This is a genomic window from Halomonas sp. SL18_1 (assembly GCF_055755715.1).
In genome coordinates, this window is record NZ_JBVTRK010000001.1 from 160,589 (window position 1) to 174,681 (window position 14,093).

The 14,093-nt window shown below is 60.9% G+C and carries 12 protein-coding genes, 1 other RNA gene and 2 pseudogenes; 8 read left to right on the forward strand and 7 right to left on the reverse strand.

Going from position 1 to position 14,093, the window contains the following annotated elements; translation table 11 throughout:
* Nucleotides 1–2 precede the first annotated feature (2 nt).
* Entirely contained in the window at nt 3–947 is a 945-nt protein-coding gene (locus tag ACSJDS_RS00810; protein ID WP_473031709.1) for an HNH endonuclease, read from the forward strand.
* Nucleotides 948–1,019: 72 nt separating this feature from the next.
* On the opposite strand, the gene dnaJ is transcribed toward ACSJDS_RS00810, so the two are convergent.
* From dnaJ to grpE, 3 genes and pseudogenes are all read right to left on the reverse strand, one after another.
* Nucleotides 1,020–2,165, reverse strand: a complete 1,146-nt coding sequence (gene dnaJ / locus ACSJDS_RS00815) for a molecular chaperone DnaJ (RefSeq protein ID WP_473031710.1) — start codon at nt 2,163–2,165, stop codon at nt 1,020–1,022.
* Between the two features lie 106 nt (nt 2,166–2,271).
* A pseudogene (gene dnaK / locus ACSJDS_RS00820) lies at nt 2,272–4,202 on the reverse strand (molecular chaperone DnaK).
* A gap of 130 nt (nt 4,203–4,332) precedes the next feature.
* Nucleotides 4,333–4,965 carry a nucleotide exchange factor GrpE gene (gene grpE, locus ACSJDS_RS00825; protein ID WP_473031711.1) on the reverse strand — a complete coding sequence of 211 codons (633 nt, stop codon included), beginning with the start codon at nt 4,963–4,965 and terminating at the stop codon, nt 4,333–4,335.
* A gap of 226 nt (nt 4,966–5,191) precedes the next feature.
* On the opposite strand from grpE, the pseudogene recN reads away from it, so the two are divergent.
* Nucleotides 5,192–6,867: pseudogene (gene recN, locus ACSJDS_RS00830) on the forward strand (DNA repair protein RecN).
* A gap of 75 nt (nt 6,868–6,942) precedes the next feature.
* Here the strand turns inward: recN and fur are convergent.
* Nucleotides 6,943–7,389 carry a ferric iron uptake transcriptional regulator gene (fur, locus tag ACSJDS_RS00835; protein ID WP_473031712.1) on the reverse strand — a complete coding sequence of 149 codons (447 nt, stop codon included), beginning with the start codon at nt 7,387–7,389 and terminating at the stop codon, nt 6,943–6,945.
* 72 nt (nt 7,390–7,461) lie between these two features.
* Here fur and ACSJDS_RS00840 point away from each other — a divergent pair, with 72 nt between their 5' ends.
* A complete protein-coding gene (locus tag ACSJDS_RS00840) occupies nt 7,462–7,947 on the forward strand; it encodes an outer membrane protein assembly factor BamE (RefSeq protein ID WP_473031713.1) in 486 nt (161 codons plus the stop codon).
* 56 nt (nt 7,948–8,003) lie between these two features.
* On the opposite strand, the gene ACSJDS_RS00845 is transcribed toward ACSJDS_RS00840, so the two are convergent.
* Nucleotides 8,004–8,321 (reverse strand): RnfH family protein, encoded by a 318-nt coding sequence (locus ACSJDS_RS00845; protein WP_473031714.1) that lies wholly within the window; start codon nt 8,319–8,321, stop codon nt 8,004–8,006.
* Complete coding sequence (locus ACSJDS_RS00850; RefSeq protein WP_473031715.1) at nt 8,311–8,745, reverse strand: type II toxin-antitoxin system RatA family toxin; 435 nt, start codon at nt 8,743–8,745, stop codon at nt 8,311–8,313. The genes ACSJDS_RS00845 and ACSJDS_RS00850 overlap by 11 nt, the downstream gene beginning before the upstream one ends.
* Nucleotides 8,746–8,872: 127 nt before the next feature.
* Between ACSJDS_RS00850 and smpB the strand changes: the two genes are divergently transcribed.
* From smpB to ACSJDS_RS00875, 5 genes are all read left to right on the forward strand, one after another.
* On the forward strand, nt 8,873–9,364 hold the full coding sequence (gene smpB, locus ACSJDS_RS00855) for an SsrA-binding protein SmpB (protein WP_473031716.1): 492 nt from the start codon (nt 8,873–8,875) through the stop codon (nt 9,362–9,364).
* 39 nt (nt 9,365–9,403) lie between these two features.
* Nucleotides 9,404–9,784: a transfer-messenger RNA gene (ssrA, locus tag ACSJDS_RS00860) on the forward strand.
* A gap of 281 nt (nt 9,785–10,065) precedes the next feature.
* Entirely contained in the window at nt 10,066–11,313 is a 1,248-nt protein-coding gene (locus ACSJDS_RS00865) for a tyrosine-type recombinase/integrase (protein ID WP_473031717.1), read from the forward strand.
* A 282-nt stretch (nt 11,314–11,595) separates the two neighbouring features.
* Nucleotides 11,596–12,678 carry a retron Ec67 family RNA-directed DNA polymerase/endonuclease gene (locus ACSJDS_RS00870; RefSeq protein ID WP_473031718.1) on the forward strand — a complete coding sequence of 361 codons (1,083 nt, stop codon included), beginning with the start codon at nt 11,596–11,598 and terminating at the stop codon, nt 12,676–12,678.
* Between the two features lie 32 nt (nt 12,679–12,710).
* Nucleotides 12,711–13,331, forward strand: coding sequence for a hypothetical protein (locus ACSJDS_RS00875; protein WP_473031719.1), 621 nt, complete (start codon nt 12,711–12,713; stop codon nt 13,329–13,331).
* A 178-nt stretch (nt 13,332–13,509) separates the two neighbouring features.
* Here ACSJDS_RS00875 and ACSJDS_RS00880 read toward each other — a convergent pair whose 3' ends face one another.
* On the reverse strand, nt 13,510–14,064 hold the full coding sequence (locus ACSJDS_RS00880; RefSeq protein ID WP_473031720.1) for a hypothetical protein: 555 nt from the start codon (nt 14,062–14,064) through the stop codon (nt 13,510–13,512).
* Between the last annotated feature and the right edge of the window lie 29 nt (nt 14,065–14,093).

Genomic DNA, 14,093 nt, shown 5'->3' on the forward strand with positions numbered 1-14,093 from the left:
CCATGGTCGACGCGCTTGGCTGCCTGACACGCCTCAGGGTCGGGCAGAGCCGAGGACAGCCGGCCCCCAACAAGCCCTGCCTGCTGCTGGCCATCATCTGCGAGATCCAGGCGGGCCATATCGCATCGAATCGGATCATCCTCGACGCCCGTCTCTTGGCACGCTACCACGACCTCTATGAAGTGCTCACGGGCGAACGGCACAGGGCCAGCGCCTGGCTCCCCCTTTGGCACCTGCGCGGCGACAAGGGACCGTCCGGTGCACTCTGGTCGCCCGAATACCCGTACAAGATCGCTGACCTGGCGAATCAACTCGGCCAACCGAAGTCCCTCAACCAACTCCTGGAGCGCTTCTCCTCAGCGCGACTCGACCCCGTGCTTTTCTCGGCGCTACAGGAGCGACAAACGGCTGACGAGGCCTGCGCCCTGCTAGCCCACCGCTACCTAGCATCGGATTCGGCGGCTCATAAGCGCATTCAAGCCTATCTCGAGACGGCGCTATCCAGCGGCGAATACGAGAAGCATCCCGAGCGACTGAAAGGCAGTATCCAGGAATCACAGCAGAAGTACGCCCGCTCCGCCGCTTTCCGCTCCCTGGTACTGGAGGCCTACGACTACCGCTGTGCAGCGAGTCGGCTGCGCTATATCACCCCGGACTTTCGCTACCTGGTGGAAGCGGCCCACCTGATCCCCTTCGCCGAGAGCCAGGATGATCGGCCTACCAATGGCTTGGCCCTGACGCCCAATCTGCACTGGGCCATGGACAACCACCTGGTCGCCCCCGGTCCCGACCATCGCTGGCACCTGAGCCCCACGGTGGATGCCCTGGTACCCGATAATCGCTGGCTCTGCGAGCTGGACGGCCAACCGCTGGTGCTGCCCCGGGACCCGCAGTGGAAGCCGGACAGGGAGGCCCTGGCCTGGCGACTGGACCGTCTGCAGCATTGAGCCCCGTTCACGACAGGGCCCCGACATCTGGCGATGCCGGGGCCCGTCTGACTCCGCGAGGCACGATGCCCCTTACGGCTTCATGTCCTCGAAGAACTTCTTCACGCCGTCGAAGAAGCCGCTCTTCTTGGGCGAGTGGTGGGCGCTGTTGGTGCCGCCGAGGCTCTCCTGGAACTGGCGCAGCAGCTCCTTCTGCTCCTCGTTGAGCTTGACCGGGGTCTCCACCACCACCTTGCACAGCAGGTCGCCGGCGGGACCGCCGCGCACCGGCTTCACGCCCTTGCCGCGCAGGCGGAAGAGCTTGCCGGTCTGGGTCTCGGGCGGAATCTTCAGCTTGACCCGGCCGTCCAGCGTCGGCACCTCGAGCTCACCGCCCAGCGCCGCGTCGACGAAGTTGATCGGCACCTCGCACTGCAGGTGACGCCCTTCGCGCTGGAAGATGTGGTGCGGCTTGATCGCCACCTGGACGTAGAGATCGCCCGGCGGGCCGCCGTTGATGCCGCTCTCGCCCTCGCCGTTCAGGCGAATCCGATCGCCGGTATCCACCCCGGCCGGGATCTTCACCGAGAGGGTGCGGGTCTCGCGCATCCGGCCTTCGCCGTGGCACTTGTGGCACGGCACCTTGATGTGCACGCCGCTGCCGTGGCAGGTGGGGCAGGTCTGCTGCACGGCGAAGAAGCCCTGCTGCATGCGCACCTGGCCGTGGCCGTGACAGGTCGGGCAGGTCTCCTTGGTAGAGCCCGGCTCGGCGCCCTCGCCGTCGCAGCGGTCGCACGCCACGTGGCGCGGCACGCGAATGTCCACGCTGGTGCCCGACACCGCGCTCTCGAGATCCAGCTCGAGGTTGTAGCGCAGGTCGCTGCCGCGCTGCGGGGCATTGGGATTGCGCCGCCCGCCGCCGCCGAAGATGTCGCCGAAGACATCGCCGAAGATATCGCTGAAGCCCCCGGCACCCGCGCCGGCGCCCGCCCCGCCGAAGCCGCCGGCCTGGCCGTCGACGCCGGCATGGCCGAACTGGTCGTAGGCGGCCCGCTTCTCGCTGTCGCTGAGCACCTCGTAGGCCTCGGAGACCTCGCGAAACTTGGCCGCCGACTCATCATCGCCCGGGTTGCGGTCCGGGTGATACTTCTGTGCCAGGCGTCGGTAGGCCTTCTTGATCTCTTTCTGATCGGCCCCGCGCTCGACGCCCAGCACCTCGTAAAAATCGCGTTTGGACATGGGTCCATGCGCCTCCTGGTCTAGGCAGTTAACGCCTGATCCGCGGAAACGGCAACGCGGGAGTCATCCCCCCGCGCTGCCGTCGTCCGTGGCATGGCCGTGACGGTTACTGCTTCTTCTGGTCGTCGTTGACTTCTTCGTACTCGGCGTCGACCACGTCCTCTTCCGGCTTGCCGCCGGCTTCGGCGCCGTCACCGCCACCCTGCTGGGCGGCATCGGCCTGCTCGGCATACATCTTCTGGGCCAGGTTGCCGGAGGCTTCGGTCAGCTTGTCCAGCTTGGCCTGGATGTCGTCCTTGTCGTCGCCTTTGACCGCTTCCTCGAGCTCGGTGATGGCGGTCTCGATGGCCTGCTTCTCCTCGTCGCTGGCCTTGTCGCCGGCCTCCTCGAGGGTCTTGCGCGAGGCGTGGACCATGCCGTCGGCCTGGTTGCGCAGCGCCACCAGCTCCTCGAACTTCTTGTCCTCGTCGGCGTGGGCCTCGGCGTCGCGAACCATCTGCTCGATCTCGTCGTCGGACAGGCCGCTGGAGGCCTTGATGACGATGGACTGTTCCTTGCCGGTGGCCTTGTCCTTGGCGGAGACGTTCAGGATACCGTTGGCATCGAGATCGAAGGCGACCTCGATCTGCGGCACGCCGCGGGCGCCGGCGGAATGTCGGCCAGGTCGAAGCGGCCCAGCGACTTGTTGCCGCCCGCCTGCTTGCGCTCACCCTGCAGCACGTGGATGGTCACGGCGGTCTGGTTGTCATCCGCAGTCGAGAAGGTCTGGGTCTTCTTGGTCGGGATGGTGGTGTTCTTCTCGATCAGCGGGGTCATCACGCCGCCCAGGGTCTCGATGCCGAGCGTCAGCGGGGTGACGTCGAGCAGCAGCACGTCCTTGACGTCGCCGCCCAGCACGCCGCCCTGGATCGCCGCACCCACGGCCACGGCCTCGTCCGGGTTGACGTCCTTGCGGGCGTCCTTGCCGAAGAAGTCGGCCACGCTCTTCTGCACCAGCGGCATGCGGGTCTGGCCGCCGACCAGGATGACGTCGTCGATCTCTGAGGCGGACAGCCCGGCATCGGCCAGGGCGGTCTTGCACGGCCCCAGTGAGCGCTTGACCAGGTCCTCCACCAGCGACTCCAGCTTGGCCCGGGTCACCTTGACGTTGAGGTGCTTGGGCCCGGTGTTGTCGGCGGTGATGTAGGGCAGGTTGACGTCGGTCTGCTGGGCGCTGGAGAGCTCGATCTTGGCCTTCTCGGCGGCTTCCTTGAGGCGCTGCATGGCCAGGTTGTCGCCGGAGAGGTCGATGCCGCTGTCGCTCTTGAACTGATCCACCAGGTAGTTGATCAGGTGCATGTCGAAGTCTTCGCCACCCAGGAAGGTGTCGCCGTTGGTGGCCAACACCTCGAACTGGGTCTCGCCGTCGACGTCGGCCACCTCGATGATGGAGATATCGAAGGTGCCGCCGCCCAGGTCGTAGACCGCGATGGTCTTGTCGCCGCGGGCCTTGTCCATGCCGTAGGCCAGCGCCGCCGCGGTGGGCTCGTTGATGATGCGCTTGACCTCGAGGCCGGCGATACGGCCGGCGTCCTTGGTGGCCTGACGCTGGCTGTCGTTGAAGTAGGCCGGCACGGTGATGACCGCCTCGGTGACTTCCTCACCCAGGTAGTCTTCCGCGGTCTTCTTCATCTTCTTCAGCACTTCGGCGCTGACCTGCGGCGGTGCCAGCTTCTTACCCTTCACCTCGACCCAGGCGTCGCCGTTGTCGGCCTCGGTGATGGCGTAGGGCACCATCTTGATGTCCTTCTGGACGACGTCGTCCTTGAAGCGACGGCCGATCAGCCGCTTGATCGCGTACAGGGTGTTCTGGGGGTTGGTGACCGCCTGGCGCTTGGCTGCCTGGCCCACCAGCGTCTCGCCGTCGTCGGTATAGGCGATGATGGAGGGCGTGGTGCGCGCGCCCTCGGCGTTCTCGATCACCTTGGCGCTGTCGCCGTCGAGCACGGCCACGCAGGAGTTGGTGGTCCCCAGGTCAATACCGATGATGCGTCCCATAGGAAATCCTCGAAAAGTCGTTGCTTGAATTCGTCTCTGCGGCGCTTGCCGCGGGGTTGTCGTCTATCTGGGGGCGGCGCCTGACTTTTCAAGTCCCGCCGCACAAGTCCCTTGATTCGCCGGCGGCGGCTCAGCCCGCCGCCTGGCTGACCACCACCATGGCCGGGCGCACCAGGCGACCGTTGAGCAGGTAGCCCTTCTGGATCACTTCCATCACGCTGTTGGGCTCGAGCTCGGGATTGGGCACCATGGCCATCGCCTCGTGGTACTGGGGGTCGAAGGGCTCGCCGGCCGGGTCGACCGTCTCGACGCCGAACTTGCCCAGCACGTCGCGCTGAAGCTTCAGCGTCATGGCCACGCCCTCGCGATGGGTTTCGCTGGCGTCCTCCTCCATGGCATCCAGCGCCTTTTCCAGGCTGTCCACCACCGGCAGCAGCTCCTTGACGAACTTCTCCAGGGCGAACTTACGCGCCTTCTCGGCCTCCTGCTCGGCGCGACGGCGCACATTCTGCGCCTCAGCGGCGGCGCGCAGCGCCTGGTCCTTGGCCTCGGCCACGCTCTGCTCGAGCTCTTCGACCCGAGCCGCCAGCACTTCGGCCTCGGGGTTGGCGCCCTCGGTATCGAAGGTTTCGCCCTGCTCTTCGACCAGGCCCTCGAGCTCCTCCTGGGCCAGGCGGCTCTCGGCCTCCTGCTCGGGGGTCTCGCTCTCCTGTTCGTGACGAGCCAGCTCGTCATCCAGCGGGGTCTGAGGTTCTTTGGCCATGGGCATCTCCTGAAACGCTAGGTCGGCCCGCGGGCCGCGCATGATTCGGGGTGGCAATCACGTTGCAATCTGCCGGCTATATGGGGGCCATGGCGACAATCTCAAGGGATGGGCAGCGAGGATGGCACCGCGTGCATTGAGCGCCGCCCTGGACTACTGTATAAAAACTCAATATCCGTGTATGGATATCCAGCTACGCCGTTCAGCCAGCGCCGGGAGGAGAATGATGCTGACTCAGCTAGCCATTCGTGACTATGCCATCGTCGACACCCTTGACCTGGAGCTGGCCGGCGGCATGACCGCCATCACCGGGGAAACCGGCGCCGGCAAGTCGATCCTGCTCGGCGCCCTGGGGCTGTGCCTCGGCGAGCGCGCCGACGCCGGCAGCGTTCGCCACGGCGCCGAGCGCGCCGACCTCAGCGCCCGCTTCGATATCGCCGCGCTGCCCGCCGCCCGCGCCTGGCTTGCCGAGCGCGAGCTGCCCGACGACGACTGCCTGCTGCGCCGCACGGTTAGCGCCGCCGGCCGCTCCCGGGCCTGGATCAACGGCCAGCCGGCTACCATCGCCGACCTCAAGGCGCTGGGCGAGCATCTGGTGGAAATTCACGGCCAGCACGCCCACCAGGCGCTGCTGCGCGAGGAGACGCACCTGCGCCTGCTCGACGACTTCGCCGGTCAGCGCCAGGCGGTGGCCGAGCTGGCCGAGACCTTTCGCCGCTGGCAACAGGCGCGCCGGCGCCTCAAGCGGCTGGCGGAGAGCGGCGACGAGGCCCAGGCCCGTCGCCAGCTGCTGCGCTACCAGGTCGAGGAGCTCGACGGCCTGGCCCTGGGCGATGACGAGCTGGAGGGGCTGGAGCAGGAGCAGGAGCAGCTGGCCCACGCCGAGGAGACCCTGCGTGAGGCGCAGTTCGCCACCGACTGCTGCGACCACGACGAGGGCGGCGCCCTGTCGCTGCTGCACCAGGCCACCAGCCGGCTCTCCGCGCTGCCCGGCCACCAGCAGGGCAGCCTGGCCGAGGCCCTGGCCATGCTGGGCGAGGCGCGCATTCAGGTAGAGGAGGCGGCCCGCGAGCTGCAGCGCTTCGTCGATACCACCGAGTTGGACCCAGAGCGCCTGGCCTTTGTCGAGGCGCGCCTGGGCGAGGTCCATCGCATCGCCCGCAAGCACCACGTGATGCCCGAGGAGCTCCCCGCCCTGCATCGCCGGCTCGGCGAGGAGCTCGAGGGGCTGGAAGGCGGCGACCAGGACCTCGAGACCCGGCGCGCCGAGGTCGAGGCCCTGCGCGACGCCTGGCGCGACCAGGCCCGCCGCGTGGGCGAGGCCCGTCGCAAAGCCGCCAAGCGCTTCGGCAAGGCGGTCCAGGAGCAGCTGACCTTCCTGGCCATGGGCAAGGCGCGCTTCGAGGTAGAGGTGGAAGGGCTCGACACCCCCAGGCGGAGGGGCTGGACGCCGTGCGCTTCCTGATCAGCGCCAACCCCGGGCAGCCGCCGCGCCCGCTGACCAAGGTCGCCTCGGGCGGCGAGCTGTCACGCATCAGCCTGGCGATCCAGGTAGTGGCCGCCCGTCATTCGACCATTCCCAGCCTGGTGTTCGACGAGGTGGACGTGGGCATCTCCGGGGCCACGGCGGAGATCGTCGGCCAGCTGCTGCGCCGGCTGGGCGAGGGCGGCCAGGTGATGACGGTGACCCATCTGCCCCAGGTGGCGGCTCAGGCCCACCACCACTTGCACATCGAGAAGCAGGCCAGGCGCGATGCCACCCTGACCCGCATGGCGCTGCTGGACGAGGCCGGCCGGGTCAGCGAGCTGGCGCGGATGCTGGGCGGCGTGACCCTCTCCGACCGCACCCTGGCCCACGCCCGGGAAATGCTCGACGCCAGTCAGCAGCGCGCCCATCACTGAGCCATCTTCTGGCCAGCACAGAACCCCCCCCGGCTCATCCGAGCCAGGGGGTGGGCGACGATTCGGGCGCGCGAGTTACTTCTTCTGGATGCCTTCCGGACGAGTCGCCTGGGATCCCCTGGGGCGCACATAGAGCACCAGCGCATGGTCCACCAGCTCGAAGCCATGCTCCTCGGCGATCTCCTGCTGGCGCCGCTCGATGGTCTCGTCGAAGAACTCGATGATCTCACCGCTCTCCAGACACACCATATGGTCGTGGTGCTCTTCCTGGGAGATCTCGAAGACCGCATGACCGCCGTCGAAATTGTGACGGATCACCAGCCCGGCGGACTCGAACTGAGTCAACACGCGATAGACGGTGGCCAGGCCCACGTCTTCTCCCGCGTCGAGCAGGGTCTTGTACACGTCCTCGGCACTGAGGTGGTGCTGCCCGGTGGCGTTCTCGAGGATCTGCAGGATCTTCACTCGCGGCAAGGTGACCTTGAGGCCCGCCTTGCGCAGTTCATGGTTCTGGTCGGCCATGTTCGCTCTTCGCAGTATCAGGTAGGGTCGGGTATGATCGACCGAATCCACGATAGTGAAGAACCGACTCAAATGCAAAAGCTGATCAAAACCGTCACCCTTTCCGTTGCCCTGACGCTGGTCACCGGCTGCGTGTACAAGCGTGACCTGCCCCAGGGAAACTATCTCACCGAGGGCATGGTCGAACAGCTCCAGCCCGGCATGAGCCGCGACCAGGTGGTCGGCGTGATGGGCCGCCCGCTGCTCGAGGCGCCCTTCGATGCCAACCAGTGGGACTACGTCTTCCGCCTTGACGAGGCCTATGGCGACGTCCAGCAGCGCCGCGTGACCCTGACCTTTGCCAACAACCAGCTGGTCGATATCAAGCGGGAAGGGGACATGACCGGGGACATCGAGCTGCGCCCTCAGGACGGGATCGGCCCCAGCGTCGAGGGCACCAGCCCCACCGAAGGCATGCCGGCCACCCAGCCCGAGGCCGCCCCGGAAACCACCCCGCGCACCGGCGGCACCCTGCCCCAGGGCGGCGAGCCGGCCTCGGGCGACGCTCTGGAACTCTGATTCCCGCGACACCCCTGACGGCCCGGGGGCCACTCGCTTGGCCGGGTGCCCTGCCGTCAGCCTTCGCCGCGAGCGGCGCGCCGGGCACGCGCCTGCTTGGGGTCGAGGCTCAGCGGCCGGTAGACCTCGACCCGATCCCCCTCGCGCAGCACCTGGTGCTCCGGGTCGCGCAGCCGCTTGCCGAAGATTCCCAGATCGGCCTGCCGGAATGTCTCCGCCGCGACCTCGGGGAAGTGCCGTGGCAGCTCGGCCAGGAGCACCGCCTGACGCGCCGTGGTGCCCGCCGGCACCGTCAGGGCAATGACCCGCTGCTTCTCGGGCAGGGCGAAGGCCACCTCGACCCGGCGCTGCGCACCCGCTGCCTCAGCGGCCATAGAGGTCATCGGCGCGACGGGTGAAAGAGTCGACCAGCTGCCCCGCCACCTGCTGGAACAGCTTGCCGAAGGCCATCCCCAGCAGGCGGTTCGCGAACTCGAACTCCAGCTCCAGGCTGACCTTGCAGGCGTTGTCGCCCATGGGCAAGAACAGCCAGCGTCCGCGCAGGCGCTTGAAGGGGCCGCTGACCAGCGACATCTCGATGCGCTCGGGTTCGATCAGATCGTTGCGGGTAGTGAAGCTCTGCTCAATACCGGCGCGCCCCAGGGTCATCTCGCCGATCAGGTGGGAGTCGTCACGCTCCAGCAGCCGCGCATGCCGACACCCCGGCAGGAACTCCGGATAGCGTTCGAAATCGTTGACCAGTTCGAACATGTCCCTAGGGGTGTGCCGCACCAGGGCGGACCGATTGACCGTTGGCATTGCGCTCTCCGCTGACTTCACCGTGCCCAGGGCGTATCATGAGCCGTTATTTCACGCCTGAATGGTACCACGCTTCCCCGCAGTTCGAAGGGGGGGGCGCCATCGGCAGAACACGATACGAGGTTCCATGGCCAACAAGAAAGGCAAGGGCAAGGGTCCCGGCAGCAACGTCATCGCCCAGAACAAGAAGGCAAAGTTCGAGTACCACATCAACGAGACCTTCGAGGCCGGCCTGGTGCTGGCCGGCTGGGAGGTGAAGAGCCTGCGCGCCGGCAAGGCCCAGCTCACCGACACCTATATCCTGATCAAGGACGGCGAGGCGTGGCTGCTGGGCAGTCATATCATGCCCCTCAACACCGCCAGCACCCATGAGGTCGCCGACCCCACGCGCACCCGCAAGCTGCTGCTGCACCGCAAGGAGATCGCCAAGATCTTCTCGCGCACCCAGGACAAGGGTCACACCTGCGTGCCCCTGAAGCTTTATTGGAAGGGCAACAAGGTGAAGTGCGAGCTGGCGCTTGTGACCGGCAAGAAGCTCCACGACAAGCGGGCCACCGAGAAGGACCGCGACTGGCAGCGGCAGAAGGGCCGCATCATGCGGGAACAAGTCAAGGCCTGAGGTGTCACAAGGACGTCCATCTGATATGATGGCGCTTATGGGGGCGACATGGCTTCGACGCCGGTGACAACCCCTGCGGTGCATGCCGAGAGCGTGATGTATCTCGTAAATCCAACATCACGACTAAATAGTCGCAAACGACGACAACTACGCTCAGGGCGCGCTGGCAGCTTAAACGCTGTTAGCTTCTAGCCCGGCCCCAAAGCGATGTGCCCATTCATCGCGGAGGGGATACGAGCCAAGACTGATGGGATCGCGGTTGGTGGTGTCCTCTCGCCAACCGTTAAAACTGACGAGGAATCGCGTTGCTGAATCCTGCCCGTCGGAGTCAGCAGCGTTAAAGCAAAAGACGGACCTAAGCATGTAGAGCCAATGGGCGAGTGCCGGCGGACGCGGGTTCGATCCCCGCCGCCTCCACCAAATACAGGTTTCAGGAGATCCCAGAAAACTCCAGAAACCCCTTCACAAAGGGCCTTACGGCCCTTTTTTGTTGCCAGGAGATCCCAGAGAGATCCTTGACATGCCCCCATCTGAAGGGGCATATGTGGGGGCACAGCGTCGAAGACAACCACCTGATGCCCCCAAAACTACCAGAACCCGTGCCAGTCAGCGCCTGCCTGGCCAGCGGACTGCCCCACTCATGGGACATCTGGCACTGCCGAAAGGGGGCATGAGGCCGTCACCAACACGAGGTGCCCCCCGTGAGCCGCCAGACCAACAAGCTGTCCGCGACTGCCGTACGCAACGCCAAACCCAAGGACAAGACCTTCAGGTTGGCCGACGGTGGCGGCCTCTACCTCGAAGTCTCCCCCACCGGCAGTAAGTACTGGCGGATGAAGTACCGCCACGCCGGCAAGGAGAAGCGGCTAGCCATCGGCGTCTATCCCGAAGTCTCTCTAGCGGATGCGAGGCAAGCCCGCGACGAGGCCAAGCGCCAGCTAGCTCAATGCATCGATCCCAGCGCTGCCAAACGTCTCGCCAAACATCTAGGCCACCAGGCCGCCATCAACACCTTCGAGGCAGTGGCTATCGAGTGGCTGGAGCAGGTCCACCGGCATGAGGTAGTGCCTGACCACTACCAACGCAACAAACGCCGCCTGGAGCGCGATGTCTTTCCCATCATTGGCAAACGCCCTATTGTCGAGATTACGCCGCCCGAACTGCTGGGATGCCTGCGACGTATCGAGACGCGAGGGCATATCGAGACTGCCCACCGCGTCAAGGCGCTATGTGGCCAAGTCTTTCGCTACGGCATCTCCACCGGCCGAGTGGAACGCGACCCCACCCCGGACCTGCGCGGCGCCCTGCGCCCCAACAAGGCCAAGCACTATGCCGCTCTGACCGATCCGAAGGAAGTGGCCGAATTGCTAATGGCGATAGACGGCTACGGCGGCCAACCGGTCACCATCGCCGCCCTGAAGCTGGCGCCCCTTGTCTTCACCCGCCCCGGCGAGTTGCGCCAGGCGAAGTGGTCTGACGTTAGCCTTGACGAAGCCACTTGGTCCTTTCAGGCCAGCAAGACCGGCCAGCCTCATATCGTTCCGCTGCCGATCCAAGCTGTGGAAATCCTACGTGACCTCCATGGCCTGACAGGACGCACCGAATTCGTCTTCCCCGGCATCCGCAGCAGTAAGCGTCCAATGAGCAACAACACTGTCAACGCCGCTCTGAAGACACTGGGATTCAAGGATAAAATGACCGGACACGGCTTTCGGGCTATGGCCCGTACGATCCTAGCGGAGCGCTTGAACTACCCTGAGCATTACATTGAGCAGCAGTTGGCTCATGCAGTAAGGGACAGCAATGGTCGCGCCTACAATCGTACCACTCATCTTGAGCAGCGCAGAGAGATGCTACAAGCTTGGGCAGATTACTTGGATAGCTTGCGCGGCTTGCCGACAAAAGCTGCATCATCGAGTCAGGATGAAGCGGCTCCAGCGCTGCTATAGCCATCGGATGAGATAAACGGCCACTCTAGCTCGAAGCTAGAATAGTTAGCATTACCATGATTGATTCGTCAATCCGTAATTACCGGCGACATCATCTTGACAGGCGGTGACTGATCATTATTAACTATTCCTGTGCTTGCAGACAGACTTGCTGTCATGCTTCGTGACAATTGAAAGTAATGTCCGGGGCCCTGCCCTTGACACTCTCCGATAGGATCGCCATGAATCCTAGAACGCGTAAGAGTGTCTGCAAGCACTTCCTACATCTAGCCAGTTGATCCAATGTCTAAACTAAAAAACCTAAGATCATCCTCAAGCTTAAATGACCTTGCTCACCTTCTTGGCTATAAACCAAGCATGCTGGCGTACATTGTTTATAAAATACCGCCAGAAGAAAAATATTCTCAATTCTCTATACCAAAGTCGTCAGGTGGGGAAAGGGTTATTCATGCACCCACTCCAAGGCTGAAACTACTTCAACAAAGTTTAGCCAACCTTTTACAAGACTGCCTCAATGAAATAGAAAGAGGCAACGACTATAAAGCATCGCCTTCCCATGGCTTCAAGCCAAAAAAGTCAACAATCACAAATGCAAAAAATCATCGCAACAAAAGGTATGTGCTTAATTTTGATTTGAAAGATTTTTTCCCAAGCATTAATTTTGGCAGGGTTAGAGGCTTTTTTATAAAAAACAACAAATTCCTCCTGGAAGAGAAAGTCGCCACAATAATTGCGCAGATAGCATGCCATAACAGCTCCCTACCGCAAGGCTCTCCATCTTCTCCGGTTATATCAAATCTAATCGGACACATACTAGACGTTCGACTAATCCATCTGGCCAGGAAACATAAATGCTACTACACACGGTACGCTGATGACATCTCGTTATCAACTAACGAAAAAGTCTTCCCACCTAGAATCGCCATAAACGATGCAAAAGGAAACTGGGCTTTATCGCCAACGGTGGAAAAGATAGTTGAACGATCAGGATTTGAAATCAACCACTCCAAAACCAGATTACAGCTGGACTTTTCTCGACAAGAAGTCACCGGACTTGTTACCAACAAAATAATTAACACCCCCTGTGAATATCGGAAGCTCGCAAGAGCTATGGTACGGTCACTTATAATGCAAGGGAGTTTCCACCTACCTCCAAAGAATCAAGAAAATCTAGTCCCTGGCTCCATTGATCAACTTCACGGAATCTTGTCTTATATAGATCACGTCAATCTTGTCCGAGAAAACGGGCATACATTAAACCTTCACAGCATCAGCCTTCAAGATCACGATAAAAAATCTGCATTTGAAAAGGACTTTTCAAATTTCCTTTTTACAGATACTGCTTCGCTCCACTTAAGCCACTAATAATCTGCGAAGGGAAAACCGATAATCTATACTTGAAGTGCGCAATAAAATCTCTTGGCAAGGCTTATCCTAAGCTCTGCAACATAAAAAATAATAAAATATCGTATAAGGTAGATTTTTTCAAATACTCCAGGACAAAAGGAGGGGACAGTCAAAAAGGTCGGCTTCTAGGATTGAGAGGCGGAAGCGACAACTTGAGAAAATTCATCTCGGACTACGAGAAAAGATGTAAAGAGATTAAGGCACCAGGAAAAGTGCATCCTGTTATCATCTTAATCGACAATGATAGTGGCTCAAAAAAAATATTTAGCTGCATCAAGAAGCTCTGTGGATTTAAGAAAGACATCAGCGGAAGCGAAAGCTTCTACCATATAAACAACAATCTCTATGTTATTGCAATTCCCGACATCAAAGGAAGTCAAAACACAGCTATTGAGGACTATTTTGACAAAGCGACCCTGAGCACTGTTTTAAATGGGAAAAAATTCAATCCTAGCAATGAGGTTAGTGGAGCCAAGACTTACGGAAAGCAGGCATTTGCTAGAGATGTCATAGCCAAGAAGTGCAACAGCATAGACTTTAGCAGCTTCTCCACAATCCTTGATCGAATCTCAAGTGTAATTGATGACTACAAAAGCAAAGAAAAGCATTAATCATTAACATCTGATCGGGTTTCGGCTGGGTAGCCAATAACGCGTAGAGAAGTATTACGAATTTGGCAGACCTCCTTTTTGAAGCATTCATGATCACAACGATGTTATCTGCTGAACCTGAAAGTAAGGCCAGCAGACAAACCCAAGGAACCATATACACCCAACAGATGGATTATTATTATATATTTCTTTGACCATTGAGATTGACTATATTTGTTTGGAGACAATCGAACCGCCCTCGCCTCATCTCCTTTAAGATATATCGAATCACACTGTCCTCGCTTTCGATAACTTGGAACCATGACCTATTGTCTGGCGAAGACAATGTAACCATAGCTGTAGAGGCATCAGCATTTTGCCAGCACTCCTTAACCACATCACGAAAAACAAAACCATCACGCTTTTCTTTTCTTTCTATTCTAGGCGATGGATCTTCCGCCAGAATATGAAGATGGTAACCACCGGAAAAATTCTTTTCTATCGACACAGCTATTCTTACCGCCTTACGGGACCGACCACCAAAAATTCTAATATTAAGCGACTTCACAAAGCGCGCCGAGATTTCTTGCGCGCGAGCCTCTTTTACTTCTCTCCTAAAATTCAAGGTTATGAAGTATTTCCAACCATGTCCCTTCAAGAACTCGACATAGCTCTCCAACATACATTGATTCCTGAACTCTTCCAGCGCACCATCATTAACAGAAAGACTCAGACATTCTTTAGCAAACCCCACTATTCACTACCTCTCTAACATGATTGGAT